This is a genomic window from Streptomyces sp. NPDC048002 (assembly GCF_040653275.1).
In the GTDB taxonomy this organism is placed as follows: Bacteria; Actinomycetota; Actinomycetes; order Streptomycetales; family Streptomycetaceae; genus Streptomyces.
The window spans coordinates 71,363-96,804 of the sequence record NZ_JBEZNL010000003.1; the positions used below are offsets into that span (position 1 = coordinate 71,363).

The window sequence follows — 25,442 nt, forward strand, 5'->3', positions numbered from 1 at the left end:
GGGCCCCGCGTTGGTGATCAGCCGTAGGCCGGGGTTCCGCCGTGGCCTACGCTGGTCGGGTGACGACACCGGAAGCTGAGCAGTCCCCGTCCCCGTCCGGTGAGGGCGCCGGGACGCCACGCCCCGAGGAACGGCTGGAGCGGGCCGTGCGGGCCGCCGAGCAGGCGCTGATCGAGTTCGAGATCGCGGTGGAGACCTTCCGCGTCGAGGTCGAGAACTTCTCCCGGCTGCACCACCAGAAGCTCGGCCCGATGTACGCCCGCCTCGACGACCTGGAAGCCCGGATCGCCGAGGCCAGGGCCGCGCGGACCGGCGACCCGGAGGACCTGCGCAAGGCGGACGAGGCCCGTGCCCGGGTCATGCCGATGCCGGCCGTGGAGGAGCTGTTCCACGGCTGGATGGACGGCGACGGCCTGTTCCCGGAGGCGTCCGCGATGCTCACGGACCAGCCGGTGCGGCCGCCGCAGCGGGTCCGCCCCAGCGAGGAGGCCCGCAAGCTCTACCGCGACCTCGCCCGCCGGGCCCACCCCGACCTGGCCCAGGAGGACGCGGAGCGGGCCCGCCGGGAGGAGTTCATCACCCGGGTGAACGCCGCCTACGCCCGTGGCGACGAGGCTCTGCTCGCGGAGCTGGCCGAGGAGTGGGCGGCCGGCCCGGCGCCCGCGGAGCGCGAGCCGAGCCCCGCCGAGGAGCTGTACGCCCGCCTGGAGTGGCTGTCCGAGCGCAAGGAACTGCTCAGCCTGGTGGTGCGGGAGCTGGAGGACAGCGCGATCGGCTCCATGCTGCGGCTCGCCCCGGACGACCCGGACAAGCTGCTGGAGGAGATCGGCGAGCAGCTGCTCGCCGATGTCTCCGCCCGCGAGGCGGAACTGGCGGAGCTGCTCACCACGCCCTCCACCGAGGCGGAGTGACGCGGCGGGCGGGAGCCCGGGAAACCTCGGTTCCGCGTCGGGTAGCGTCGGAGTCATGCATCTTGGATCTGGCGTGCCCACGGTCGAGGTCACGGACCTCAAGGACGGCGACTTCCTGCTGGACGTCCGCGAGGACGACGAGTGGCGGGCGGGCCATGCCGCGGGGGCGCTGCACATCCCCATCAGCGAGTTCGTCGCCCGGTACGGCGAGCTGACCGAGGCCGCCCCGCAGGACGGCCGGGTCAACGTGATCTGCCGCTCCGGGGGCCGCTCGGCGCAGGTCGCGATGTACCTCGTGCAGCAGGGCATCGACGCGGTGAACGTCGACGGCGGCATGCAGGTGTGGTCGGCGGTGGGCCGTCCGGTCGTGACGGACGGCGGACAGCCCGGCTTCGTGCTGTAGCTCCCGCGGTCCGCGCCTCAGCTCAGGGGGTGGGCGGCCAGCAGGTCGCCCAGCGCCTCCTCGTGCGCCGCGGCCGGGCCGAGCGCCAGCTCCAGCTGCTTGGCCCAGGCGTGGTAGCGGTGCAGCGGGTAGTCGACGTCGGCCCCGAAGCCGCCGTGCAGATGCTGCGCCGTCTGCACGATCCGCCGTACGCCCTCCGCGGCCCAGATCTTGGCGACGGCGACGTCCCCGGCCACGGGGAGCGCCCCCGGGGTCCGCGCGGTGATCCGCCACGCGGCCTGCCACAGGGTGGCCTCCATCGCCCGCAGGTCGATGTACCGGTCGGCGGCCTGCACGGCGACCGCCTGGAAGGTGGCGAGCGGGAAGCCGAACTGCTCCCGCTTGCCGGTGTACTCGGCCGTCATCCGCAGCACCCGCCCGCCGAGCCCGAGGGCCTGCGCGCACGTCCCCACGGTCAGCAGCTCCCGCAGTTCCTCCCAGGCGCCCTCCGCGTCCACGACGTCCCCTGCGCCGAGTGTCACGGAGTCCAGCCGCAGCTCCCCGAGGCGCTCCCCGCCGGTGGCGTACTGCTCGGCGATCCCGACCCCGGCGTGTTCGCGCGGCACCACCGCGAGGACGGTCCGGCCGGCGTCCGCCACCGCCGGTACGACGACGAGGTCGGCGTCGCAGGCCCAGGCCACCGCCGTCTGCGTGCCGTCCAGCACCCATCGCGCGCCGTCCCGCCGGGCGGTCACCGCGAGCTGTGCCGGGTCGTGCCCGGTCCGTCCGTGCGCGGCGACGGTCAGGGTGACCTCGCCCCGTCCGGCGCGGGCGAGGAGCGCGCCCGCCGGCTCCTGGCCGGCGTGGGCCTGGAGCACGGCGAGTGCCGCGCTGTGCTCCAGCAGCGGCACCCGTGCCAGCACCGCGGCCGTCTCCCGCAGGACCAGACAGAGCGCGACCGCGTCCAGACCCGCCCCGCCGTGCTCCTCGGCGAGCAGCAGGCTCAGCAGGTCGGCGCCAGCGAGGCGGGCCCACAGCTCCCGGTCGAAGCCCTCGGCGACGGCGCCCGCGGTGAGCGCGGGGCTCGGGACGGCGTCCGGGGCGACCCCGGCGCACACCCCGCGCGCCGCCTCGGCCGCCGCCTGCTGTTCCTCGGTGAAGGAGAAGTCCACGGTCCCTGTCCTTCCGCGCCCACGGAGACTCTGACGGTCCGTCAAGATAGAACAGGTTCTAGAAGAAGGGAACGGCCCGGACAGCTCCCCTACCGGGCACTCGGCGGACGTGACCTCCTCGTGCACGGGGCGCCCGGCGGACGTGACCTCCCCGTGCGCCGGGCGCCGTAAGGTGTCACCCCTGAGCGGGGCCCTCGACCGGGGCCGCGGGGCCGGGAACCGGGAAACGGGGCGGGATGGACGCGTACGACACAGGGGGCGGGGTCCGGGGCGGGCCCGAGCCCGCGCCCCCGCCGGAGCCCGTGCCCCCGCCGGAGCCGGCCCCCCGTACCGGCGTGGCCGCGCTCTCCCTGGGCCACCAGATCGCCGCGGCCGTCGCCCTGGCGGTCGTCGCGGTCGCCGTCTGTGTCCACCTCGGCATGGTCTTCCTGCACGTCGCGCCCTCGAACACGGTCAGCAAGAAGCACGGCTCGGTGATCTCGGACTGGATCTACCCGGAGTTCGAGCAGAACTGGAAGCTGTTCGCGCCCAACCCGCTCCAGCAGAACATCGCCGTGCAGGCCCGCGCCGAGGTCCGCACCGCGGACGGCGGGATACGCACCACCGGCTGGTACGACCTGTCCGCCCGCGACGGCGAGGCCATCGACGGCAACCTGGTGCCCAGCCACACCCAGCAGAACGAGCTGCGCCGCGCCTGGGACTTCCTGGTCGCCACGCACGACAGCGACAACCGCGCGGTCGGCGAACGGGGCCTGCTCTCCGAGGCGTACCTGCGCCGGATCGTGGCGATGCGGCTGGACCGCGAGGGCGCCGCCGGTGCCGGCGGGGTCGTCGAGCGGGTCCAGGTCCGCTCCCGGACCACCCACGTACAGCCGCCCGAGTGGACCGGCGAACGGTCGCCGACCGAACCCGCCTACCGGGAGCTGCCCTGGTGGGAGCTGCCCGACGAGGAGACGCAGGGGGACCCGGAGTGAACCGCTTCGCCCTCGCGGTCTCCCACGGCATCGCCCGCGTCACCGAGTCCGCCCTCGGCCCGTACCAGACGGCCGTGGTCCGGATCGGCTTCGCCGCGACCTGGCTGCTCTTCCTGCTGCGCGAGCTTCCTCACCGCCATGAGCTGTACGGCCCCGACAGCCCCTGGAGCCTCGACCTCGCCGAGCGCCTGATCGGCCTGAACGGCGCCTTCACCGTCCTGCTCTGGTCCGACAGCCGGCTCTGGTTCGAGCTGGTCTACGCGCTCGCGCTGGTCTCCGCCGCGCTGCTGCTGGTCGGCTGGCGCAGCCGCACCACGTCCGTGCTGTTCATGGTCGGCGTGCTGTCCCTCCAGAACCGTTCCGTGTTCATGGGCGACGGCGGCGACAACGTCCTGCACCTGATGTCGATCTACCTGGTCTTCACCCGCTGCGCCCAGGTCTGGTCCCTGGACGCGCGCCGGGCGGACCGGGACCGCGCCGCGCGGGCCCGGGGCGAGCGGGTCACCGACCGGGTCGGCCCCGCGCTGTGGGCCGTGCTCGGCCTGGTGCTGGTCGTGGCGACGCTGGCCGGGAAGCTGGGTGACGACTGGCCCTCGGACGGGACCGCGTCGGGCGCGCAGCGGGCGGTGGCCGTCGGGGTCGCCGTGGTCTCCACCTGGGTGGGCGGACAGGGGCTGATCCCGGCGATCCTGTGGTGCCTGTGGGCGGCGCAGGCCGTGCGGTGGATCGTCGGCCGCCGGGCCAGGAGCGAGCAGCCGCGCATCCTGCTCGACGTGGTCGCGAACATCGTGCACAACGGCGCCCTGCTCGTGATCATGGCCGAGGCGTGTCTGATCTACGCCACCGCCGGCTGGTACAAGATCCAGGGCTCCCGCTGGCAGGACGGCACGGCCGTCCACTACCCCCTGCACCTGGACTACTTCTCGCCCTGGCCCGCGCTCGCCGACGTGCTGTCGGCCAGCGGCACCATGGTGATGCTGGTGACCTACGGGACCGTGCTGGTACAGGTCGCCTTCCCGTTCGCGCTGCTCAACCGGCGGGCCAAGAACGTCCTGCTGGCCTTCATGATGTTCGAGCACGCGGTGATCGCGGTCGTGCTGGGCCTGCCGTTCTTCTCCCTGGCCATGATCGCGGCGGACGCGGTCTTCCTGCCGACCGGTTTCCTGCGCCGCCTGGGCTCCGGGGCAGCCCGGCTCACCCGCCGCGTCCCGGGCCCGCGCTCCGGCCGCGCGGTGCTGCCCGAGCCGCGCAAGCCGGAGAACCCCGAGCACCGCCCCGTAGGCTCGCCGTCATGACCGTCCCCGTCACCACCTGGCACCGCCTCGCCGAAAGCGCCGTCCTGCTGGACGGCTTCCACGCGCTCAAGCACGCGGTGCGCTTCGGGGCCGAGGTGCCGGTGGCCGTCGCCGTGGACCGGGCGGCGGCGCTCGCCCTCGCCGGGGAACTGGCCCCGGACGTCACCGACTCCCTCGCCGCCCTGCTCACCGAGGTCCCGGAGGACACCTACCGGGCCCTGGTCCCGCGCCCCCACCCCACGGCGGTGGCGGCGCTGGCCCGCAGGCCGTCCCGCGAGGCCGGCCTGGAACTGCTGGCCCGCACCCCGCGCACCGCCCCGGTGGTGCTCCTGGACCAGCCGCGCAACCTCGGCAACACCGGCGCGGTCATCCGGCTGGCCGCGGGCTTCGGCGCCACCGGCGTGGTCACCACCGGCACGCTGGACCCCTGGCATCCGACGGTCGTCCGGGGCGGCGCGGGCCTGCACTTCGCGACGACCGTGGAACGCGTGACGGCGGCCGACCTGCCCCCGGGACCCCTGTTCGCGCTGGACCCCGAGGGCGACGACATCCGGGGCGTGAAGCTCCCGGACGACGCCGTCCTCGCGTTCGGCTCCGAGCGCAGCGGCCTGTCGGCCGAGGTGCGCGGGCGGGCGGACCACCTGCTCGCGCTGCCGATGCGCCCGCAGGTCTCCAGCTACAACCTGGCCACGAGCGTCGCCATGACGCTCTACCACTGGAGCGCGTTCGGGTCCTGAGGGCCTGTAGCGCCTGTAGCGCCTGTAGGGCCTACGCTTCCCGGCGCACCTCCACCACGCGGAAGCGGTTGGCGACGAAGGCGCCGTCGCACAGCGCGGCGTTGGCCGCCGGGTTGCCGCCGGAGCCGTGGAAGTCGGAGAAGGCGGCCGTCTGGTTGACGTACACCCCGCCGGTCAGGTTGAGGGAGAGCTGCGCGGCCTCCTCCAGGCAGACCTCGCGCACCGCTTCCTCGACCTCGGGGTCGACGGTGTACGCGCCGACGGTCATCGCGCCCTTCTCCCGGATCGTGCGCCGCAGCAGTTCCACCGCGTCGGCGGCGGAGTCCATGGCCACCGCGAAGGACACCGGTCCGAAGCACTCGTTCATGTAGGCGGCCTCGTCGTCCGGCTTGGCGCCGTCCAGCTTGACCATGACCGGGGTGCGCACGACCGCGTCCGGGAACTCCGGGTTGGCGATCTCGCGGGAGGCCAGGGCGACCTCGCCCAGCCCGGCCGCCGCCTCCAGACGCGCCTTGACGTCCGGGTTGACGATCGCCCCGAGCAGGGCGTTGGCGCGGGCGTCGTCGCCGAGCAGGCCGTCGACCGCGCGCGCGAGGTCGGCGACGACCTCGTCGAAGGTGCGGGGCCCGTCCTCGGTGCGGATGCCGTCCCGGGGGATCAGCAGGTTCTGCGGGGTGGTGCACATCTGCCCGCTGTAGAGCGACAGGGAGAACGCCAGGTTGGACAGCATGCCCTTGTAGTCGCCGGTCGACTCCACGAGCACCGTGTTGACGCCGGCCTTCTCCGTGTAGACCTGCGCCTGGCGGGCGTTGGCCTCCAGCCAGTCGCCGAAGGCGGTCGAACCGGTGTAGTCGATGATGCGGATCTCGGGGCGCGTCGCGAGCGTCTTGGCGATGCCCTCGCCGGGCCGCTCGGCGGCGAGCGCGACCAGGTTGGGGTCGAAGCCCGCCTCGGCGAGCACCTCGCGGGCCACCCGCACGGTCAGCGCGAGCGGCAGCACCGCGCGCGGGTGGGGCTTGACCAGGACGGCGTTGCCGGTGGCGAGGGAGGCGAACAGGCCCGGGTAGCCGTTCCAGGTCGGGAAGGTGTTGCAGCCGATCATCAGCGCGACGCCCCGCGGGACGGGGGTGAACGCCTTGGTCAGCGCCAGCGGGTCCCGCTTGCCCTGCGGCTTGGTCCACTCCGCGGTGTCGGGGGTGCGGATCTGCTCGACGTACGCGTACGCCACCGCCTCCAGGCCGCGGTCCTGGGCGTGCGGTCCGCCCGCCTGGAACGCCATCATGAACGCCTGCCCGGAGGTGTGCATGACCGCGTGCGCGAACTCGTGGGTGCGGTCGCTGATCCGCTTGAGGATCTCCAGACAGACCAGCGCGCGGATCTCCGCGCCCGCGTCCCGCCAGGCCCGCTGTCCGGCGCGCATCGCGGGCAGCAGGACGTCCGGGTCCGCGTGCGGGTACTCCACGCCCAGTTCCGGCCCGTAGGGGGAGACCTCGCCGCTCACCCAGCCGTCGGTGCCGGGCTGGCCGAGGTCGAGCCGGGTGCCGAGCACGGCGTCGTGGGCGGCCCTGCCCGCCGCCATGTCGAGGCTGCCGTTCTCGCCGTACGCCTTGGGGTGCTCGGGGTGCGGGGACCAGTAGGCGCGCGTGCGGAGGGCTTCCAGCGCCTGGTCGAGCGTGGGCCGGTGCCGGGCGATCAGGTCGTGGGGGGTGAGGGTGGCGGCCATGCGGGACCAACTCCTTGTTTCAAGAACTCCTCGTCGAGTTCATGACCTGGGCAAGACATGGGCAGGAAGGGGCAGACAGAGTTAGAGTAACCGAACGATCGGTCGGGACAAGGGGGTCCGCCGCATCTGTGGAAAACCCCGTGCGGGAGGATCGCGCACATGACAGCACTGGACCTCAGCAGCCCCGTGGCCGTGGTCGGCACCGGCACCATGGGCCAGGGCATCGCCCAGGTCGCGCTCGTCGCCGGCCATCCCGTCCGGCTCTACGACGCCGCGCCCGGCAGGGCCGAGGAGGCGGCCGCCGCGATCGGCGCCCGCCTGGACCGGCTCGTGGAGAAGGACCGGATGAGCGACGCCGACCGCAACGCGGCGCGCGCCCGGCTGCTGCCCGCCGCCGACCTCGCCGACCTCGCCGACTGCGCCCTGGTGATCGAGGCCGTCCTGGAGCGCCTCGACGTCAAACAGGAGCTGTTCCGGGCCCTTGAGGCGGTCGTCGGCGACGACTGCCTGCTCGCCACCAACACCTCCTCCCTGTCCGTCACCGCGATCGGCGGCGCCCTGGCCAACCCCGGCCGGTTCGTGGGCCTGCACTTCTTCAACCCGGCCCCGCTGCTGCCGCTGGTCGAGGTGGTCTCCGGGTTCGCCACCGACGTCACCTCGGCCACGCGCGCGTACGAGACCGCCCGCGCCTGGGGCAAGACCCCGGTCGCCTGCGCCGACACCCCCGGCTTCATCGTCAACCGCATCGCGCGCCCCTACTACGCCGAGGCGTTCGCGGTGTACGAGGCCCAGGGCGCCGATCCGGCCACGATCGACGCGGTCCTGCGCGAGTGCGGCGGCTTCCGGATGGGCGCCTTCGAGCTGACCGACCTGATCGGCCAGGACGTCAACGAGTCGGTCACCCACTCCGTGTGGCAGTCGTTCTTCCAGGACGTCCGCTTCACGCCCTCGCTGTCCCAGCGCCGCCTCGTCGAGTCGGGCCGCCTGGGCCGCAAGAGCGGACACGGCTGGTACGACCACGCGCCGGACGCCGAGCGCCCCGAACCGCACACCGCCGAACCCGAGCGCGCGCCCGAGTACGTCGTCGCCGAGGGCGACCTCGGCCCGGCCGGTGAACTGCTCACGCTGCTGCGCGAGGCGGGCATCCCGGTGCGCGAGGAGGACGAGGACCACGGCACCCGGCTGGTCCTGCCCTCCGGCGGACAGCTGGCGCTCGCCGACGGGCAGACCTCGGTGGAGTTCCGGGACGTCGTCTACTTCGACCTCGCGCTCGACTACCGCCGGGCCACCCGGATCGCCCTGTCCGCCTCCCAGGACACCGCCCCGCGCACCCTCGCCGAGGCGATCGGCCTCTTCCAGGCGCTCGGCAAGGACGTCAGCGTCATCGGCGACGTACCGGGGATGATCGTCGCCCGTACGGTCGCGCGGATCGTCGACCTCGCCCACGACGCGGTCGCCAAGGGCGTCGCCACCGAGGAGGACGTCGACACCGCCATGCGGCTCGGCGTCAACTACCCGCTCGGCCCCTTCGAGTGGAGCCGCCGGCTCGGCCGGAACTGGGCCTACGCCCTCCTCGACGACCTCCATCTGCGCGACCCCTCCGGGCGGTACGCCCCCTCCCTCGCGCTGTACCGGCACGCGTACGCCACCGACAAGCGGGAGGGCAACGGCTCATGACCACCGCCAAGCGCGACACGTACACCCCCGAGACGCTGCTGTCGGTGGCGGTGCAGGTCTTCAACGAGCGCGGCTACGACGGCACCTCCATGGAGCACCTCTCCCGCGCCGCGGGGATCTCCAAGTCGTCGATCTACCACCACGTCAGCGGCAAGGAGGAACTGCTGCGCCGGGCGGTCAGCCGCGCGCTGGACGAACTGTTCGGGATCCTCGACGAGGAGCACGCGCGCGTGGGGCGTGCCTCGGAGCGCCTGGAGCACGTGGTGCGGCGCATGGTCGAGGTGCTGACGGCCGAGCTGCCGTACGTGACGCTGCTGCTGCGGGTGCGCGGCAACACCGACACCGAGCGGTGGGCGCTGGAGCGGCGCCGCGACTTCGACCACCGGGTCGCCGAGCTGCTCCAGGCGGCGGCCGACGACGGGGACGTGCGCGGTGACGTGGAGGTGCGGCTCGCCACCCGGCTGGTCTTCGGGATGATCAACTCCATCGTGGAGTGGTACCGGCCCGACAGCCGCGGGATGGGCGAGCGCGAGGTCGCCGACGCGGTGGTGCGGATGGTCTTCGGCGGACTGCGCCGGGCCGCCTGAGCCCTGGGCCCTGGGCCCTGGGCCTCGGGCCCTGGTACCCGGTCCTGGGCCCGGGTCCTGGACCAGGGTCAGCCCTGGGGCTCCAGGTCCTCCTCCTCGAACACCAGCAGGGTGCGGGTGCTGAGCACCTCGGGGATGGCCTGGAGCCGGGTGAGCACCAGCTCGCGCAGGGCCCGGTTGTCGGGTGTGTGCACCAGCAGCAGGACGTCGAAGTCGCCCCCCACCAGCGCGATGTGCGAGGCGCCCGGAAGCTGTCTGAGCTGCTCGCGCACGGTGCGCCAGGAGTTCTGCACGATCTTCAGCGTGATGTACGCCGAGGTCCCGTGCCCGGCGCGCTCGTGGTCGACCCGGGCGCCGAAGCCCCGGATGACGCCGTCCTCGATGAGGCGGTTGATGCGCGCGTAGGCGTTGGCCCGTGAGACGTGGACCCGTTCGGCCACCGACCGTATCGACGCGCGGCCGTCGGCCTGGAGCATCTGGAGGATGTCCTGGTCGATGGCGTCGAGGGGACGGGCCGGCGGCGGAGGGCCGCCGCTCTCGGAGCCCTCGGCCATTTGTTCAGGCGCCATGTCCCCCCGCCTCCCTGTGGTGGACGTACTGCGTTCATTCCAGGCTGTGGAGAACCGTTTGTCCACAGCCTGGAGGTGCCTGTAGCCAAAATGTGCCGACGACCGAACAATCGGTAGGTGAGGCGCATCACAGCCGCTGCGCCTCCCGTAGCCACTCCCACGAGGAGGTGCCGTCATGACGGTCCTGGAGCAGCGGGGCGCGTACCGGCCATCGCCGCCGCCCGCCTGGCAGCCCCGTACCGACCCCGCGCCGCTGCTGCCCGACGCGGAGCCCTACCGCGTCCTCGGCACGGATGAGGCGGCGAAGGCCGATCCCGGCCTGCTGCGCCGCCTCTACGCCGAGCTGGTGCGCGGCCGTCGGTACAACGCCCAGGCCACCGCCCTGACCAAGCAGGGCCGGCTCGCCGTCTACCCGTCCACCACGGGCCAGGAGGCCTGCGAGATCGCCGCCGCGCTCGCCCTCCAGGAGCGCGACTGGCTCTTCCCGAGCTACCGCGACACCCTCGCCGCCGTCGCCCGCGGGGTGGACCCCGTGCAGGCGCTCACCCTGCTGCGGGGCGACTGGCACACCGGCTACGACCCGCGCGAGCACCGCGTCGCCCCCCTGTGCACGCCGCTCGCCACCCAGCTCCCGCACGCCGTCGGGCTCGCCCACGCCGCCCGCCTCAAGGGCGACGACGTGGTCGCGCTCGCCATGGTCGGTGACGGCGGCACCAGCGAGGGCGACTTCCACGAGGCGCTGAACTTCGCGGCCGTCTGGCAGGCGCCGGTGGTCTTCCTGGTGCAGAACAACGGCTTCGCCATCTCCGTACCGCTCGCCAAGCAGACCGCGGCCCCGTCGCTGGCCCACAAGGCCGTCGGTTACGGCATGCCCGGCCGCCTGGTCGACGGCAACGACGCGGCCGCCGTGCACGAGGTGCTGACCGACGCGGTGCGCCGGGCCCGCGCGGGCGGCGGCCCCACCCTGGTCGAGGCGATCACCTACCGGATCGACGCCCACACCAACGCCGACGACGCCACCCGCTACCGGGGCGACTCCGAGGTGGAGACCTGGCGCGGCCACGACCCGATCGCCCTGCTGGAGCACGAACTCACCGAGCGCGGCCTCCTCGACGAGGCCGGCATCCAGGCCGCGAAGGACGCCGCCGAGGCCATGGCCGCCGACCTGCGCGAGCGTATGAACGCCGACGCGGTGCTCGACCCCATGGACCTGTTCGCCCATGTGTACGCCGAGCCCACCCCGCAGCTGCGGGAGCAGGAGGCCCACCTGCGCGCCGAGCTGGAAGCCGAAGGGGACGAGCGATGACCACCGTCGCGGTGAAACCCGCCACCATGGCGCAGGCCCTCACGCGCGCGATGCGCGACGCCATGGCGGACGACCCGTCCGTGCACGTCATGGGCGAGGACGTGGGCACCCTCGGCGGTGTCTTCCGGGTCACCGACGGACTCGCCAAGGAGTTCGGCGAGGACCGCTGCACCGACACCCCGCTCGCCGAGGCCGGCATCCTCGGCACGGCCGTCGGCATGGCCATGTACGGCCTGCGCCCGGTCGTGGAGATGCAGTTCGACGCGTTCGCCTACCCGGCCTTCGAGCAGCTGATCTCGCACGTCGCCCGGATGCGCAACCGCACCCGCGGCGCCATGCCCCTGCCGATCACCATCCGCGTCCCCTACGGCGGCGGCATCGGCGGCGTCGAGCACCACAGCGATTCCTCCGAGGCCTACTACATCGCGACCCCGGGGCTCCACGTGGTCACCCCGGCCACCGTCGCCGACGCCTACGGCCTGCTGCGCGCCTCCATCGCCTCCGACGACCCGGTCGTCTTCCTGGAGCCCAAGCGGCTGTACTGGTCGAAGGCGTCCTGGAACCCGGAGGCTCCCGAGAGCGTTGAACCGATCGGCCGCGCGGTGGTGCGGCGCTCGGGCCGGAGCGCCACGCTCATCACGTACGGTCCGTCCGTTCCCGTCTGCCTCGAAGCCGCCGAGGCGGCCCGGGAGGAGGGGTGGGACCTGGAGGTCGTCGACCTGCGCTCGCTGGTGCCGTTCGACGACGAGACGGTCTGCGCCTCGGTCCGGCGGACCGGACGAGCGGTCGTCGTGCACGAGTCGGGCGGGTTCGGCGGCCCGGGAGGGGAGATCGCGGCCCGGGTCACGGAGCGCTGCTTCCACCATCTGGAGGCGCCGGTGCTCCGGGTGGCCGGGTTCGACATCCCCTACCCGCCGCCGATGCTGGAGCGTCACCACCTGCCCGGCGTGGACCGGATCCTGGACGCCGTGGGGCGTCTGCAATGGGAGGCCGAGAGCTGATGGCACAGGTGCTGGAGTTCAAGCTCCCCGACCTCGGGGAGGGGCTCACCGAGGCGGAGATCGTCCGCTGGCTGGTCCAGGTCGGCGACGTGGTCGCCGTGGACCAGCCGGTCGTGGAGGTCGAGACCGCGAAGGCGATGGTCGACGTCCCCTGCCCCTACGCGGGCGTGGTCACCGCCCGCTTCGGTGAGGAGGGCAGCGAACTGCCCGTCGGGGCGCCGCTCATCACGGTCGCCGTGGGGGCGCCCGCCGACGGCGACGGCGAGAGTGCCGGCTCGGGCAACGTCCTCGTGGGGTACGGCACGTCCGAGGCGCCGGCCCGGCGCAGGCGGGTCCGTCCGACGACGCCCCCGCCCTCGGCCAACGGCGCGGCGGCCGCGCGCGCGGTGCCGGAGGCGCCCGTCGCCCCCGCCGTCCCGGAGGCCCCCGAGGCCCCCGGGGTTTCGGAGGCGGCCGAGGGGCCGGTTCCGGTGATCTCCCCGCTGGTCCGCAGGCTGGCCCGGGAGAACGGCCTCGACCTGCGCGAACTGCACGGGTCCGGGCCCGACGGGCTGATCCTGCGCGCCGACGTGGAGTACGCCCTGCGGGCCGCCGCCGCGCAGGGCCGCCCCACCGCCGCGCCTCCGGCGCCCGTCGCCACGGCACCCGTCACCGCAGCGGCCCCCGCCACGTCCGCCCCCGTCCCGGCCGCGCCCCCGCTCACCACCGCTCCGCTCACCACAGGTGAGATCCGCACGCCCCTCAAGGGCGTCCGCGGCGCGGTGGCCGACAAGCTCTCCCGCAGCCGCCGGGAGATCCCGGACGCGACCTGCTGGGTGGACGCCGACGCGACCGAGCTGATGCGCGCCCGCACCGCGATGAACGCCGCGGGCGGCCCGAAGATCTCCCTCCTGGCGCTGCTGGCCCGTATCTGCACCGCCGCGCTCGCCCGCCACCCCGAGCTGAACTCCGCCGTCGACCAGGAGGCCCGGGAGGTCGTCCGCTTCGGCCACGTCAACCTGGGCTTCGCCGCCCAGACCGAGCGCGGCCTGGTCGTCCCCGTCGTCCGGGACGCCCACGCGCGCGGCGCGGAGTCGCTGAGCGCCGAGTTCGCCCGCCTCACCGAGTCGGCCCGCACCGGCGCCCTCACCCCCGCGGACCTCACCGGCGGCACCTTCACGCTCAACAACTACGGCGTGTTCGGCGTCGACGGCTCCACGCCGATCATCAACCACCCCGAGGCGGCGATGCTCGGCGTCGGCCGGATCATCCCCAAGCCGTGGGTGCACGAGGGCGAGCTGGCGGTCCGCCAGGTCGTGCAGCTCTCGCTCACCTTCGACCACCGGGTCTGCGACGGCGGCACCGCGGGCGGCTTCCTGCGGTACGTGGCGGACTGCGTGGAACAGCCGGCGGTGCTGTTGCGCACACTCTGATCACAGGGCCCCCGGCACGTTCCCTGTGATCGCCGGGGCCCGCATACTCGGGGGGTGACCGCGTACGAGCCCCCGGGCGACCCGGACAGCGAGGCGTACGACGCCGTCGTGCTCGCCGGGGGCGCCGCCCGGCGGCTCGGCGGCGCCGACAAGCCCGGCCTGAGCGTGGGCGGGCGCCCGCTCCTGGACCGGGTGCTCGCCGCCTGCGCCGGCGCGCGGGCCACCGTGGTCGTCGCCGACCCCAGGCCCACCGCCCGCCCGGTGACCTGGGCGCGCGAGGACCCGCCCGGCGGGGGTCCGCTCGCCGCCCTCGACGCCGGTCTGCGCCGCACCACCGCGGACCGGGTCCTGCTGCTCTCCGCCGACCTGCCCTTCCTCGACACGGCCACCGTGGAGCTGCTGCTCACCACGGTGGCCGGAAGCGGCACCGACGGAGCGCCCCTCATCGACGGAGCGCTCCTCACCGACGCCGACGGCCGGGACCAGCCGCTCGTCGCCGCCTACCGCGCGGCACGGCTGCGCGAGGGACTGACGGCACTGCGGGAGGAGCACGGCGGCCTGACCGGCCTGCCGCTGCGCCGCCTCACCGCGGGCCTCCGACTCACCCGCGTCCCCGGCCCGCTCGCGTCCTTCGACTGCGACACCTGGGACGACATCGCCACCGCCAGGGCACGGATCAGGGAGCATGGGCACGTGTTGGATGAATGGATCTCCGCGGCCAAGGACGAGCTGGGCATCGACCTCGACGTCGACATCAAGGTCCTGCTGGACCTCGCCCGGGACGCCGCCCACGGGGTGGCGCGGCCCGCGGCCCCGCTGACCACCTTCCTCGTCGGCTACGCGGCGGCCCGTGCCGGGGGCGGTCCCGAGGCGGTCGCCGAGGCCGCCCGCAAGGCCGCCGACCTTGCCGCGCGCTGGGCCGCCGAACAGTCTCCGGACGCGAAGCCCGACGCCGCCCCGGACGCGAAGCCCGACGCCGCCCCGGACGCCGGATGACCGCCCGCAGCGTCCACGACGGCCCGGACGCCGAGGACCTCGACATCGAGGAGGTGCTCGCCCTGGTGAACGGCAACCCTCCGGCGGGCGATCACGACCCCGCGCGCCGGCCGCGGCCCGAGGAGCGCCCCGGGCCGCCCCCGGCCGAGCGCCACCGGACCACCCCCTGGCCGGAGGCCCGAGCCGTGGCCGCCCGTGCGGGCAGGCCGCGCGGCGCCCGGCGCGACCCGGTGTCCGTCCCGCTGGACGCGGCGCTCGGCCTCACCCTGGCCGCCCCGCTCGCCGCCCTCACCGACCTGCCCTCCTTCGACACCTCGGCGATGGACGGCTGGGCGGTCGCCGGACCGGGCCCCTGGGCCGTACGGGAGACCGGTGTGCTGGCCGGGCACGGCGAGCCGGAGCGGCTCACGGACGGAGAGGCGGTCCGGATCGCCACCGGCGCCCGGATCCCCCCGGACACCACCGCCGTGCTCCGCAGCGAGCACGGCCGTACCGACGACAAGGGGAGGCTGCACGCCACCCTCCCCCCGTCCCGGCCCGGTTCGGGTGCCGGCACCTCCACCCTCCAGCACGGCCAGGACATCCGGCCCCGCGGCCAGGAATGCCGCTCCGGTGACCAACTGCTGCCCCTCGGCACCCTGGTGACCCCGGCCGTCCTCGGCCTCGCCGCCGCCGCGGGCTACGACACCCTGACCGCCGTCGCCCGGCCGCGTGTCGAAGTGCTGATCCTGGGCGACGAGTTGCTCACCGAGGGGCTGCCCCACGACGGGCTGATCCGGGACGCGCTCGGCCCGATGCTGCCGCACTGGCTGCGCGCGCTGGGCGCCGAGGTGACCGGTGTGCGCCGGCTCGGCGACGACGCCGAGGCCCTGCACAAGGCGGTCGCCTACTCCGAGGCCGACCTGATCGTCACCACCGGCGGCACCGCCTCCGGACCCGTGGACCATGTCCACCCCGTCCTCGGCCACCTCAAGGCCGAACTCCTCGTCGACGGCGTCAAGGTCCGCCCAGGCCACCCCATGCTGCTGGCCCGCACCAAGGAGAACCAGCACCTGGTCGGCCTGCCCGGAAACCCCCTGGCGGCCGTCTCCGGCCTCCTCACGCTCGCCGAGCCGCTGCTGCGCACCCTCGCGGCCCGGCCCGCGCCCGAGCCGTACACGGTGCCGCTGCGGGACGCGGCGCACGGGCATCCGTACGACACCCGGCTCGTGCCGGTGGTGCTGCGCGGCGACCGGGCCGTCCCGCTGCACTACAACGGCCCCGCGATGCTGCGGGGGATCGCCGCCGCCGACGCCCTGGCCGTCGTACCGCCCGGAGGGGCGCCGGCGGGAGCCGAGGCGGAACTGCTGGACCTGCCCTGGGCGTCCTCCGGGATCGGGGTGTGTTTCACGTGAAACTTCCGGGCCACGACGCCATCGCGCGCCAGCCGGACGAACGGCTGGTCACCCATCGGGTGAAGCTGCCGAGGAAGGTGGTGGAGCACCCGTTCCGGCAGGTCGCCAAGCGGGTGCTGATGGCGCTGTCGCTGCTGGTCATCTGCTCCCTCATCGTCTACGCCGACCGTGAGGGCTACACCGACAACTCCGACGGCAGCCTGGACTTCCTGGACGCCTTCTACTACTCCACCGTCACCCTCTCCACCACGGGATACGGCGACATCACGCCGGTCAGCGACACGGCCCGGCTCACCAACATCCTTGTCATCACGCCGATGCGGGTGCTCTTCCTGATCATCCTGGTCGGCACCACGCTGGAGGTCCTCACCGAGCGCACGCGTGAGGAATGGCGTCTGAACCGCTGGAGGTCCACCTTGCGCGACCACACCGTCGTCGTCGGCTTCGGCACCAAGGGGCGTTCGGCGATCGAGACCGTGTGCGCGACGGGCCTGCGCAAGGAGCAGGTGGTCGTGGTCGACCCCAGCGCCAAGGCGATCGACGCCGCGACGGCCGAGGGCTTCGCGGGGGTCGTGGGCGACGCGACCCGCAGCGATGTGCTGAACCGGGCCGAGGTGCACCGGGCCCGGAAGATCATCATCGCCACCCAACGGGACGACACCGCCGTCCTGGTGACGCTGACGGCCCGCCAGCTCAACCGCGGGGCGAAGATCGTGGCCGCGGTCCGTGAGGAGGAGAACGCGCCGCTGCTGAAGCAGTCCGGCGCGGACGCGGTCATCACCAGCGCCAGCGCGGCCGGCCGGCTGCTCGGCCTGTCGGTGCTGAGTCCCGCCGCGGGCATGGTGATGGAGGACCTGATCCACCAGGGCAGCGGCCTGGACCTGGTCGAACGGCCGGTCATAAAGGCCGAGGTGGGCAAGGGGCCGCGGGAGACCAGCGACCTGGTGGTGAGCGTGCTGCGGGGCCACCGGGTCCTCGGCTACGACCACGAGGACGTCGGCACGCTCCAGGCGACGGACCGTCTCATCACCATCGTGCGGGCGACGCCGAGCACGCAGGTCGCGCCCGACGTCCGCCCGCTTCCCCAGGACTGAGGCCCGGACTACTTGCGGTTGTACAGCCGCATCGTGATCGGCCCGAAGACCAGCACGAACAGCGCGGACCACCCCAGCGACCAGGCGATCTCGTCGGCCGGCCAGTCACCCGCCATCAACTCCCGCACCGCGGAGGCCAGGTGGGTGATGGGGCTGTTGTTGACGAACGCCTGGAGCCAGCCCGGCATGGTGCTCGGGTCGACGAAGACGTTGGACAGGAAGGTCAGCGGGAAGATCACCATCATGCTGACGCCCATCACCGACTTCTCGGTGCGCAGCAGCAGCCCGAACATCGTCCAGATCCACGAGAACGCGAACGAGAACAGCACCAGCAGGGCGATCCCGGCGAGCACGCCCACGACGCCGCCGTCCGGCCGGTAGCCGAGGATGACGCCCACGGTCAGCATGACCACGGAGGCGATGGTGTAGCGCAGGGCGTCCCCGAGGAGATAGCCGACCATCGTCGAGGGCCGCCAGATGGGCAGCGTCCGGAACCGGTCGAAGACACCCTTCTCGATGTCGGTGTTGACCGACACCCCGGTGTACATCGTGATCATCACGACCGACATCACCAGGATGCCCGGCAGCAGGAACTGGATGTACTCCTCCGGGGACCCGGCCAGGGCGCCCCCGAACAGGTACGTGTACATCAGCACCATCATGATCGGGAAGGCGGTGACGTCGAAGAGCTGCTCGGGGACGTGCTTGATCTTCAGCATCGCCCGCCAGCCGAAGGTCAGCGAGGCGGACAGCGCGCTGGGCCGCCGCGGCCGCTCCCCCGAGACGAGCAGTTCGGCGAGCGACTCGGCGCTGACCGGGGCGAGTTCCTTGGCTTCCGGGGTCGTCGCGGTGCTCATGCCGCCACCTCGTCCTTGCTGTCGTGGCCGGTGTCGTGGCCGGTGAGGGCGAGGAAGACCTCGTCCAGGCTGGGCTGGCCCAGTGAGAAGTTGTCGACGGTGATGCCGGTACGGGCCAGTTCGGCGAGGGCCCGTGAGGCCTGCTCCGCCGCGCCGTCCCCGGTCGCCGAGCCGAGCCGGGCGGTCAGCGCCACCGGATCGGGCTCCAGCGTCACGTCCGCGGCGAGGGCCGCGCGCAGCACCCGCTCCGCGTCCGGCCGCTGCCCCGGGTCCCGCAGCCGCAGATGGACCGATCCGGCGCCCACGGACGCCTTCAGCTCGCCCTTGGTGCCCTCGGCGATCACCCGGCCCTTGTCGATGACCGCGATCCGGGACGCCAGCTGGTCGGCCTCGTCCAGGTACTGGGTGGTCAGCAGCACGGTCGTGCCCTGGGCGACCACCGCGCGCACGATGTCCCACACCTGGTTGCGGCTGCGCGGGTCGAGCCCGGTGGTCGGCTCGTCGAGGAAGAGCAGCTCGGGGGTGTTCAGGATGGACGCGGCGATGTCGATCCGGCGCCGCATACCGCCGGAGTAGTGCTTGACCTGCTTCGCGGCCGCCTCCGACAGTCCGAACGCCTCCAGGAGCTGTTCGCTGCGGCGGCGCGCGGCCTGCTTGGAGTGGCCCAGCAGCCGGCCCAGCAGCACCAGGTTCTCGGTGCCGGTGAGGTCCTCGTCGACCGAGGCGTACTGGCCGGTCAGGCTCACCCTGCTGCGCACCTCGTCGGCCTCGCGGACGACGTCGTGGCCGAAGACATGGGCCTCGCCGCCGTCGGGCCGCAGGAGGGTAGCGAGCATCTTCACGGTGGTGGTCTTCCCGGCGCCGTTCGGGCCGAGGACGCCGTAGACGGTTCCGGCCGGAACCGACAGATCGACGCCGTCGACGGCCCTGGTGTCGCCGAACGTCTTCACCAGGCCCGCCGTCTCGATGGCCAGGGCTGACGTGTGCTGGCTCATGGTGGCTTGTCCTTCCACGCACTTGGGTTACGCATGGGGAGACCTTTACCGTCGCGCAAACTCATCGGTTTCGCACAGGAATTTCTCGGCGAACCCGACCAAGGACCGAGCCGGCCCGGGACCCGGGACCGAGGAGTAGCGTCGCTGCCATGCATGCGATCACGATTGACGAACCCGGCGGGCCCGAGGCGCTGGTGTGGGCCGAGGTCCCCGAACCGGTGCCCGGCCAGGGCGAGGTCCTGGTCGAGGTGGCGGCGAGCGCCGTGAACCGGGCCGACATCCTCCAGCGGCAGGGCTTCTACGACCCGCCGCCCGGCACCTCCCCGCACCCGGGCCTGGAGTGCTCGGGGCGGATCGCCGCGCTCGGTCCGGGCGTCTCCGGCTGGGCGGTCGGCGACGAGGTGTGCGCGCTGCTCGCGGGCGGCGGCTACGCGCAGAAGGCCGTCGTCCCGGCCGGTCAGCTGCTGCCCGTGCCCAAGGGGGTGGGCCTGGTGCGGGCGGCAGCCCTGCCCGAGGTGGTCTGCACGGTCTGGTCCAACGTCTTCATGATCGCCCACCTGCGTCCCGGGGAGACGCTGCTCGTGCACGGCGGCTCCAGCGGCATCGGCACCATGGCGATCCAGCTCGCGAAGGCCGTCGGCGCGAAGGTCGCGGTCACCGCGGGCAGCCGGGCCAAGCTGGAGCGGTGCGCCGAGCTGGGCGCGGACATCCTGGTCGACTACAAGGAGCAGGACTTCGTCGAGGAGGTCGCGAAGGCCACCGACGGCGCGGGCGCCGACGTCATCCTCGACAACATGGGGGCCAAGTACCTCGACCGCAATGTCCGCGCCCTCGCGGTCAACGGCCGCCTGGCGATCATCGGCATGCAGGGCGGCATCAAGGGCGAGCTGAACATCGCGGCCCTGCTGACCAAGCGCGCCGCGATCAGCGCGACCTCGCTGCGGGCCCGCCCCGGGGCCGAGAAGACGGCGATCGTGGCGGCCGTACGGGAGCATGTGTGGCCGCTGATCGAGGGCGGGCACGTGCGTCCGGTCGTCGACCGGGAGCTGCCCATGCCGGAGGCCGCGGCCGCGCACCGGATCCTGGAGGAGAGCGGCCACATCGGCAAGGTGCTCCTGGTCGCCCCCTGAGCGCATCCCTCACCGGAACGTGCGCCCGGCCCGGTGACTCGGGTCCGCCCCGCGGCCCTGGGCGTGCGCTCGGCCCGGTGACTCGGGTCCGCCCCGCGGCCCTGGGCGTGCGCTCGGCCCGGTGACTCGGGACCGTCCCGGGCGTGCACGGCTGCGGGGGCACGCCCCGGGGCGTGCCCGGCTAGTCGGGGCGGCGCAGGCGCAGGCCGACGAAGGCCAGGCCGAGGCCGAGGCCGACGAGGACCAGCCCGCTGCCCAGCGGCAGCACCTCCAGCACCGGCTCGGCCTCGACGGCCTGCCGGGCGGGCACCGGTTCCGGGGAGGCCACCGGCACCGGGTCCCGTACCGGCTGCGCCGGGGCCGTGACGGAGGGCTCGGGTACGGCCTCCTCCTCCTCGGGCGGACTCACTCCCGGCCGTCCGGGCCGCTCCCGCCCCTCTCCGGCCGCGCTCCCGGCCCGGGAGGGCGGCACGGGCGGCACCGAGGCGGACGGCGCAGGGGCGGCGGGGGCGGCCGGCGGGGCGGAGAGGGTGGCGGCAGCCGAGGGCGGCGTCGGGGCGGCGGAGGCTGCTGAGCCAGTGGAGGCGGCCGGGACGGACGGGCGCGGCGCCCGGGAAGCGGAGACGGTCGCGGAGACGGACGCGGACGGCCCCGGGGCTGCCGAGACACCGGAGCCGCCGGAGCCTCCGGAGGCGGACGCGGAGGGCGCCGGGGCGGTGGCGGACGCGTACGGCGCCAGGGACCCGGCGTACGCCACCCCGCTCCCGCCGCCCCCCACCAGGGCGACCGCCAGCCCCGCAGCCCGCACCGCCCGTATCCATGGAGTCACGGGACCAGCCTCACACCACCCGAAGAACCGGGCATTCCGGGCGCCGCCGCCGGGGCGAACCCCCTGCCGCCGCCCGGTGACGGAAAGTCCGCCGGGACAAACGGTGGATCACCCGCCACGGGGGGCACCACGCTGGTGTGATGGAGGCGTGCGAGAGAATGGCGGCATGGAGATGCCGAGGAACGAAAGGTCGCCGGAGAACCCGCAGATCCTGGTCGTGGGCCAGGACGGCATGGCGCTCAGTGGCGGCAACGAGGACGAGGGCTCCCGAGAGATCCCGGTGACGGAGCAGGTGGAGCAGCCGGCGAAGGTCATGCGGATCGGCAGCATGATCAAGCAGCTGCTCGAAGAGGTGCGGGCCGCTCCGCTCGACGAGGCCAGCCGGGTCCGGCTCAAGGAGATCCACGCCAGCTCGGTGAAGGAGCTGGAGGACGGTCTGGCTCCCGAGCTGGTGGAGGAACTGGAGCGCCTGTCCTTGCCGTTCACCGACGAGGTGACCCCCTCCGACTCGGAACTGCGCATCGCGCAGGCCCAGTTGGTGGGCTGGCTGGAGGGACTGTTCCACGGGATCCAGACCACGCTGTTCGCCCAGCAGATGGCGGCCCGCGCCCAGTTGGAGTCGATGCGCCGCGCGCTGCCCCCGGGTGTCGGTCATGAGGAGGGCCTCGACGACCCCCGCACCGGCGGCCGCTCGGGCGGTCCGTACCTGTAAGGAAACACGTCCTGGACACACGTCCTGGACACACGTCCTGGACACGCCTCCTGTAAGGACACACGTCCTGTGAGGACATGAACAGGGCCCGGCAGGCACGAAGCCTGCCGGGCCCTGCCGCGTGTCGGGTCAGGCCGGGTTGCCCGTGGAGACGTTGAGCTTGATCGTCGGCGGGTTCTCGGGATCGATGTCGGTCCCCTTCTCCGGGAACTGCCCCATCACCGTGTCCTCGCCCCACGTGTTCTCGTCCACGTCATTGGGCTCGACCTGCCAGCCGGCGGCCCTGGCGCAGGCCCGCACCGACTCGTAGTCCTTGAACGCGAAGTCCGGCATCTCCACCATGTCGGGGTCGTTGTACGACTCCTGCGGCTCGGTGCACTCGTCCTTCTCGATGACCCGCGACCGGTCCGGACCCCGGTAGCCCTCCGCCTTGGTGGCCGAGGCGGACGCGCTGGTGTTGGCCTTCGGATCGTCGTCGGTGCCGCCGTTCAGCGTGAGCGCGGCGATCAGACCGCCCACCGCCAGCACGGACACCACGATCGAGCCGATGATCACCGGCTTGTTGTTCCGCCCGCCACCCCCGGAACCGGACACGGTGGTCTGCGGGGTCAGGTTGTACGGCGGCGGGGTCGACGACCCGTACCCGGCGGGCGGGGGCGTCTGGTAGCCGTGCTGCTGCGGGTAGCCGTACGCGGGGGAGGGCGCCGGGGTCGGCGAGCCGTACGGGTTCGGCGTCGGGGCCGGCTGGTACGGGGTGTGCACCGGGCCGGTGGGCGCCGGGGCCGACTGGTCGACCGGCGGGAACACCGCGGAGCCGACTCCCGCGCCGCTGGCGGTCGGGGCGCCCGGCACGATGTTCGGCGCGGCGGCCTGGAAGGAGGACGCCACCCGCAGGCACTCGTCGCGCATCGCCTCGGCGCTCGGGAAGCGCTCGTTCGGGTTCTTCCGCAGCGCGCGGGCGACCAGCGCGTCCACCGCCGGCGGCAGCGAGCGGTTGACGGAGGACGGAGCCACCGGCTCCTCCTGCACATGCGCGTACGCGATGGCCAGCGGCGAGTCCGCCTCGAACGGCAGCCGCCCGGTGACCAGTTGGAACAGCATGATGCCGACCGAGTACAGGTCGGAGCGGGCGTCCACGCCCCGGCCGAGCGCCTGCTCGGGGGAGAGGTACTGCGGGGTGCCGACGACCATGCCGGTCTGGGTCATCGAGGTGACGCCGGACTGCATGGCGCGGGCGATGCCGAAGTCCATCACCTTGACGACGCCGCGCTTGGTCATCATCACGTTGCCCGGCTTGATGTCCCGGTGGACCAGGCCCATCTCGTGGCTGATCTCCAGGGCGGCCAGCACGTCCGCGGTGATCTTCAGCGCCTTGTCGGCGGGCATCGCGCCCTGTTGACGTACGTCCTCGTCGAGCACCGAGCCGAGCGGACGGCCCTCGACGTACTCCATGACGATGTACGGCATCGGCATGCCGTCGCCCGCGGCGGAGCCCCCCGACACCGTGTCCTCGCCGGTGTCGAAGACCGAGACGATGTTGGTGTGCGTGAGCTTGGCCACGGCCTGGGCCTCGCGGCGGAACCGCTCGCGGAACGCCTGCTCGCGGCCGAGTTCGGTGTGCAGGGTCTTGATGGCGACCTGGCGGTCGAGCACGGTGTCGTACGCCAGGTGCACCGAGGCCATGCCGCCCTCGCCGAGCAAGTCGCGCAGCTGGTATCGGCCGCCCGCCAGTGCTCGTCCCGCGTACCGCCCGTGTGCGCCGTCCTGGCTCATGTCTCCGTGTCCCCCATAGCCGTTGGCGCCGGCGATTGTCGTTGATCGAAAGTGCTATTCCCGGCCAAGTCTGCCCCAGGGCAGTGACACGTCAAGCTCGGTGCCCGTTCCGTGACCGTACGCGAATGAAGAGTCGCGCAAGCGTTACAGGGGTCGTACGGCTGGTACACCGAATTTGCACGGTGCCCCGGCCACCGGGTTTCATGGCCGGTCCGTCCCGGACCGGCCGCGGGTCACCTTCCCGGGTCGGAGGCTTGCGCTGAGGCTGTAGCGTGGCCGACGGAGACCGTAACAACACCGCGCGCACCGCGGGCAGACACGACGGCGAGGACCGATGGCACAGCAGCAGCGCGCTCAGGGCCCGTCCGACCCCGAGGCGACTGGCGGCGGTATGTCAGATGCGCCGGAGTTGTGGGGCAACGGCGGGCTGGTCGGGGACGGCCGGTACCGGCTCACCCACAGACTGGGCCGGGGCGGCATGGCCGAGGTGTTCGCCGCCGAGGACGTCCGGCTGGGACGCACCGTCGCGGTCAAGCTGCTGCGCGCCGATCTCGCCGAGGACCCGACCTCCAAGGCCCGCTTCACCCGCGAGGCCCAGTCGGTGGCCGGCCTCAACCACCACGCGATCGTCGCCGTGTACGACTCCGGCGAGGACTTCGTGGGCGGCCAGAGCGTGCCGTACATCGTGATGGAGCTGGTCGAGGGCCGCACCATCCGCGATCTCCTCATCAACGCCGAGGCGCCCGGCCCCGAGCAGGCGCTGATCATCGTCTCCGGGGTGCTGGAGGCGCTCGCCTACTCGCACCAGCACGGCATCGTGCACCGCGACATCAAGCCGGCGAACGTCATCATCACCAACAACGGCGCCGTGAAGGTGATGGACTTCGGCATCGCCCGTGCCCTGCACGGCGCGTCCACCACGATGACCCAGACCGGCATGGTCATGGGCACCCCGCAGTACCTCTCGCCCGAGCAGGCGCTCGGCAAGGCCGTCGACCACCGCTCCGACCTGTACGCGACCGGCTGCCTCCTCTACGAACTCCTCGCCCTGCGGCCCCCGTTCACCGGCGAGACCCCGCTGTCGGTGGTCTACCAGCACGTCCAGGACATCCCGACGCCCCCGTCGGAGGCGTCCGACGCCGCGCCGCCGGAGCTGGACGGCCTGGTCATGCGCTCCCTCGCCAAGGAGCCCGACGACCGTTTCCAGACCGCCGAGGAGATGCGCGGCCTGGTCCAGTACGGCCTCCAGATGCTGTACGACCAGGGCAGCCACACCGGCACCTGGAACACCGGCCCCGTCGACACCCACGACGGCCGGCACACCCCCGGGGCCGGTTTCGCGCAGACCGCGGTGATGGGCCACCCCGGCGCGGCGGCCGGCACCACCCAGATCCCGCAGCCGATCCTGCCCGGCCACTACGGCAACGGGGACGACGGCGGCTTCGAGGGACACGGCAACAAGGGCAGTGGCCGCGGCAAGCTGTGGATCCTCGCCGTCCTCGCGGTGATCGCCATCGCGGCGGGCGTCGCCCTCGCGGTGAACGGCGACGGGGACAAGAACCCGGGCACCGGGACCACGCAGTCGCCGACCACCTCGCAGACCGAGGACGACGAGACGGCCAGCGAGACGCCGAGCGACGACGAGACCGACGAGCCCACCGACACGGCCACCGACGACAACACCGGTACGGACGGCGGCACGGGCTGGACGCCCTCGACCTCGCCGACGTACACGCCGTCCCAGCCGGCGACCAGTGACGCGCCGGAGCCGACGGAGACCGCGCCGGAGCCGACCGACACCGCGCCGGAGCCGACCGAGACCGCCACCGAGCCCACCGACCCGGTCGAGCCGACGGACGGCACCGTCGAGGGCGCCACGGGCGAGGTCGACGGAGACTGAGGCCCCACGGCACCGG

Annotated in this window: 23 protein-coding genes; 16 read left to right on the plus strand and 7 right to left on the minus strand. The window is 73.4% G+C overall.

What is annotated here, in order from left to right; translation table 11 throughout:
- Positions 1-59: 59 nt before the first annotated feature.
- On the plus strand, positions 60-911 hold the full coding sequence (locus tag AB0E07_RS06085; protein ID WP_362246953.1) for a J domain-containing protein: 852 nt from the start codon (positions 60-62) through the stop codon (positions 909-911).
- 73 nt (positions 912-984) lie between these two features.
- The gene (locus tag AB0E07_RS06090; protein ID WP_362247388.1) at positions 985-1,314 is read left to right on the plus strand and encodes a rhodanese-like domain-containing protein; all 330 of its coding nucleotides are present in this window, start codon (positions 985-987) and stop codon (positions 1,312-1,314) included.
- A 17-nt stretch (positions 1,315-1,331) separates the two neighbouring features.
- On the opposite strand, the gene AB0E07_RS06095 is transcribed toward AB0E07_RS06090, so the two are convergent.
- A complete protein-coding gene (locus AB0E07_RS06095) occupies positions 1,332-2,465 on the minus strand; it encodes an acyl-CoA dehydrogenase family protein (protein ID WP_362246955.1) in 1,134 nt (377 codons plus the stop codon).
- 236 nt (positions 2,466-2,701) lie between these two features.
- Here AB0E07_RS06095 and AB0E07_RS06100 point away from each other — a divergent pair, with 236 nt between their 5' ends.
- From AB0E07_RS06100 to AB0E07_RS06110, 3 genes are read left to right on the plus strand one after another with little or no spacing between them, the layout of a single operon-like run.
- A complete protein-coding gene (locus AB0E07_RS06100; RefSeq protein ID WP_362246957.1) occupies positions 2,702-3,439 on the plus strand; it encodes a DUF5819 family protein in 738 nt (245 codons plus the stop codon).
- A complete protein-coding gene (locus tag AB0E07_RS06105) occupies positions 3,436-4,734 on the plus strand; it encodes an HTTM domain-containing protein (protein WP_362246959.1) in 1,299 nt (432 codons plus the stop codon). Before AB0E07_RS06100 ends, AB0E07_RS06105 begins: the two co-directional genes overlap by 4 nt.
- Positions 4,731-5,471: a TrmH family RNA methyltransferase gene (locus tag AB0E07_RS06110; protein ID WP_362246961.1), complete on the plus strand. Its 741-nt coding sequence runs from the start codon at positions 4,731-4,733 to the stop codon at positions 5,469-5,471. The genes AB0E07_RS06105 and AB0E07_RS06110 overlap by 4 nt, the downstream gene beginning before the upstream one ends.
- A 31-nt stretch (positions 5,472-5,502) precedes the next feature.
- Here AB0E07_RS06110 and paaN read toward each other — a convergent pair whose 3' ends face one another.
- Entirely contained in the window at positions 5,503-7,194 is a 1,692-nt protein-coding gene (gene paaN / locus AB0E07_RS06115) for a phenylacetic acid degradation protein PaaN (protein ID WP_362246963.1), read from the minus strand.
- Positions 7,195-7,353: 159 nt separating this feature from the next.
- Between paaN and AB0E07_RS06120 the strand changes: the two genes are divergently transcribed.
- The gene (locus AB0E07_RS06120) at positions 7,354-8,871 is read left to right on the plus strand and encodes a 3-hydroxyacyl-CoA dehydrogenase (protein WP_362246965.1); all 1,518 of its coding nucleotides are present in this window, start codon (positions 7,354-7,356) and stop codon (positions 8,869-8,871) included.
- Positions 8,868-9,458: a TetR/AcrR family transcriptional regulator gene (locus AB0E07_RS06125; protein ID WP_362246967.1), complete on the plus strand. Its 591-nt coding sequence runs from the start codon at positions 8,868-8,870 to the stop codon at positions 9,456-9,458. The genes AB0E07_RS06120 and AB0E07_RS06125 overlap by 4 nt, the downstream gene beginning before the upstream one ends.
- 68 nt (positions 9,459-9,526) lie before the next feature.
- Here the strand turns inward: AB0E07_RS06125 and AB0E07_RS06130 are convergent, their stop codons facing one another.
- Complete coding sequence (locus tag AB0E07_RS06130; protein ID WP_362246969.1) at positions 9,527-10,027, minus strand: Lrp/AsnC family transcriptional regulator; 501 nt, start codon at positions 10,025-10,027, stop codon at positions 9,527-9,529.
- A gap of 175 nt (positions 10,028-10,202) precedes the next feature.
- Between AB0E07_RS06130 and pdhA the strand changes: the two genes are divergently transcribed.
- From pdhA to AB0E07_RS06160, 6 genes are read left to right on the plus strand one after another with little or no spacing between them, the layout of a single operon-like run.
- Positions 10,203-11,333 (plus strand): pyruvate dehydrogenase (acetyl-transferring) E1 component subunit alpha, encoded by a 1,131-nt coding sequence (gene pdhA, locus AB0E07_RS06135; RefSeq protein ID WP_362246971.1) that lies wholly within the window; start codon positions 10,203-10,205, stop codon positions 11,331-11,333.
- Complete coding sequence (locus tag AB0E07_RS06140) at positions 11,330-12,334, plus strand: alpha-ketoacid dehydrogenase subunit beta (RefSeq protein ID WP_362246973.1); 1,005 nt, start codon at positions 11,330-11,332, stop codon at positions 12,332-12,334. Before pdhA ends, AB0E07_RS06140 begins: the two co-directional genes overlap by 4 nt.
- Positions 12,334-13,746, plus strand: a complete 1,413-nt coding sequence (locus AB0E07_RS06145; protein WP_362246975.1) for a dihydrolipoamide acetyltransferase family protein — start codon at positions 12,334-12,336, stop codon at positions 13,744-13,746. Before AB0E07_RS06140 ends, AB0E07_RS06145 begins: the two co-directional genes overlap by 1 nt.
- Positions 13,747-13,800: 54 nt before the next feature.
- Entirely contained in the window at positions 13,801-14,742 is a 942-nt protein-coding gene (locus AB0E07_RS06150) for an NTP transferase domain-containing protein (protein WP_362246977.1), read from the plus strand.
- A complete protein-coding gene (locus AB0E07_RS06155) occupies positions 14,739-16,136 on the plus strand; it encodes a molybdopterin molybdotransferase MoeA (RefSeq protein WP_362246979.1) in 1,398 nt (465 codons plus the stop codon). The genes AB0E07_RS06150 and AB0E07_RS06155 overlap by 4 nt, the downstream gene beginning before the upstream one ends.
- Positions 16,124-17,230, plus strand: a complete 1,107-nt coding sequence (locus AB0E07_RS06160; protein WP_362246981.1) for a potassium channel family protein — start codon at positions 16,124-16,126, stop codon at positions 17,228-17,230. Before AB0E07_RS06155 ends, AB0E07_RS06160 begins: the two co-directional genes overlap by 13 nt.
- Positions 17,231-17,238: 8 nt before the next feature.
- Here the strand turns inward: AB0E07_RS06160 and AB0E07_RS06165 are convergent, their stop codons facing one another.
- Positions 17,239-18,087 carry an ABC transporter permease gene (locus AB0E07_RS06165; RefSeq protein ID WP_362246983.1) on the minus strand — a complete coding sequence of 283 codons (849 nt, stop codon included), beginning with the start codon at positions 18,085-18,087 and terminating at the stop codon, positions 17,239-17,241.
- Entirely contained in the window at positions 18,084-19,082 is a 999-nt protein-coding gene (locus tag AB0E07_RS06170; protein WP_362246985.1) for an ATP-binding cassette domain-containing protein, read from the minus strand. The genes AB0E07_RS06165 and AB0E07_RS06170 overlap by 4 nt, the downstream gene beginning before the upstream one ends.
- A gap of 149 nt (positions 19,083-19,231) precedes the next feature.
- On the opposite strand from AB0E07_RS06170, the gene AB0E07_RS06175 reads away from it, so the two are divergent.
- On the plus strand, positions 19,232-20,212 hold the full coding sequence (locus tag AB0E07_RS06175) for an NAD(P)H-quinone oxidoreductase (protein ID WP_362246988.1): 981 nt from the start codon (positions 19,232-19,234) through the stop codon (positions 20,210-20,212).
- A gap of 181 nt (positions 20,213-20,393) precedes the next feature.
- Here AB0E07_RS06175 and AB0E07_RS06180 read toward each other — a convergent pair whose 3' ends face one another.
- A complete protein-coding gene (locus tag AB0E07_RS06180) occupies positions 20,394-21,041 on the minus strand; it encodes a hypothetical protein (RefSeq protein WP_362246990.1) in 648 nt (215 codons plus the stop codon).
- A 166-nt stretch (positions 21,042-21,207) separates the two neighbouring features.
- On the opposite strand from AB0E07_RS06180, the gene AB0E07_RS06185 reads away from it, so the two are divergent.
- Complete coding sequence (locus AB0E07_RS06185) at positions 21,208-21,753, plus strand: bacterial proteasome activator family protein (protein ID WP_362246992.1); 546 nt, start codon at positions 21,208-21,210, stop codon at positions 21,751-21,753.
- Between the two features lie 129 nt (positions 21,754-21,882).
- On the opposite strand, the gene AB0E07_RS06190 is transcribed toward AB0E07_RS06185, so the two are convergent.
- Positions 21,883-23,526 carry a protein kinase gene (locus AB0E07_RS06190; protein WP_362246994.1) on the minus strand — a complete coding sequence of 548 codons (1,644 nt, stop codon included), beginning with the start codon at positions 23,524-23,526 and terminating at the stop codon, positions 21,883-21,885.
- Positions 23,527-23,860: 334 nt separating this feature from the next.
- Between AB0E07_RS06190 and AB0E07_RS06195 the strand changes: the two genes are divergently transcribed.
- Positions 23,861-25,426, plus strand: coding sequence for a protein kinase (locus tag AB0E07_RS06195; protein WP_362246996.1), 1,566 nt, complete (start codon positions 23,861-23,863; stop codon positions 25,424-25,426).
- Positions 25,427-25,442: the final 16 nt, after the last annotated feature.

Excerpts from the sequence above, each read along its gene's own strand:
- AB0E07_RS06145 (WP_362246975.1), top strand. The coding sequence starts at position 12,334 with ATGGCACAGGTGCTGGAGTTCAAGCTCCCCGACCTCGGGGAGGGGCTC.
- paaN (WP_362246963.1), bottom strand. The coding sequence starts at position 7,194 with ATGGCCGCCACCCTCACCCCCCACGACCTGATCGCCCGGCACCGGCCC.
- AB0E07_RS06190 (WP_362246994.1), bottom strand. The coding sequence starts at position 23,526 with ATGAGCCAGGACGGCGCACACGGGCGGTACGCGGGACGAGCACTGGCG.
- AB0E07_RS06195 (WP_362246996.1), top strand. The coding sequence starts at position 23,861 with ATGGCACAGCAGCAGCGCGCTCAGGGCCCGTCCGACCCCGAGGCGACT.
- AB0E07_RS06110 (WP_362246961.1), top strand. The coding sequence starts at position 4,731 with ATGACCGTCCCCGTCACCACCTGGCACCGCCTCGCCGAAAGCGCCGTC.
- AB0E07_RS06165 (WP_362246983.1), bottom strand. The coding sequence starts at position 18,087 with ATGAGCACCGCGACGACCCCGGAAGCCAAGGAACTCGCCCCGGTCAGC.
- AB0E07_RS06120 (WP_362246965.1), top strand. The coding sequence starts at position 7,354 with ATGACAGCACTGGACCTCAGCAGCCCCGTGGCCGTGGTCGGCACCGGC.
- AB0E07_RS06125 (WP_362246967.1), top strand. The coding sequence starts at position 8,868 with ATGACCACCGCCAAGCGCGACACGTACACCCCCGAGACGCTGCTGTCG.
- pdhA (WP_362246971.1), top strand. The coding sequence starts at position 10,203 with ATGACGGTCCTGGAGCAGCGGGGCGCGTACCGGCCATCGCCGCCGCCC.
- AB0E07_RS06140 (WP_362246973.1), top strand. The coding sequence starts at position 11,330 with ATGACCACCGTCGCGGTGAAACCCGCCACCATGGCGCAGGCCCTCACG.
- AB0E07_RS06155 (WP_362246979.1), top strand. The coding sequence starts at position 14,739 with ATGACCGCCCGCAGCGTCCACGACGGCCCGGACGCCGAGGACCTCGAC.
- AB0E07_RS06170 (WP_362246985.1), bottom strand. The coding sequence starts at position 19,082 with ATGAGCCAGCACACGTCAGCCCTGGCCATCGAGACGGCGGGCCTGGTG.
- AB0E07_RS06100 (WP_362246957.1), top strand. The coding sequence starts at position 2,702 with ATGGACGCGTACGACACAGGGGGCGGGGTCCGGGGCGGGCCCGAGCCC.
- AB0E07_RS06185 (WP_362246992.1), top strand. The coding sequence starts at position 21,208 with ATGGAGATGCCGAGGAACGAAAGGTCGCCGGAGAACCCGCAGATCCTG.
- AB0E07_RS06175 (WP_362246988.1), top strand. The coding sequence starts at position 19,232 with ATGCATGCGATCACGATTGACGAACCCGGCGGGCCCGAGGCGCTGGTG.
- AB0E07_RS06130 (WP_362246969.1), bottom strand. The coding sequence starts at position 10,027 with ATGGCGCCTGAACAAATGGCCGAGGGCTCCGAGAGCGGCGGCCCTCCG.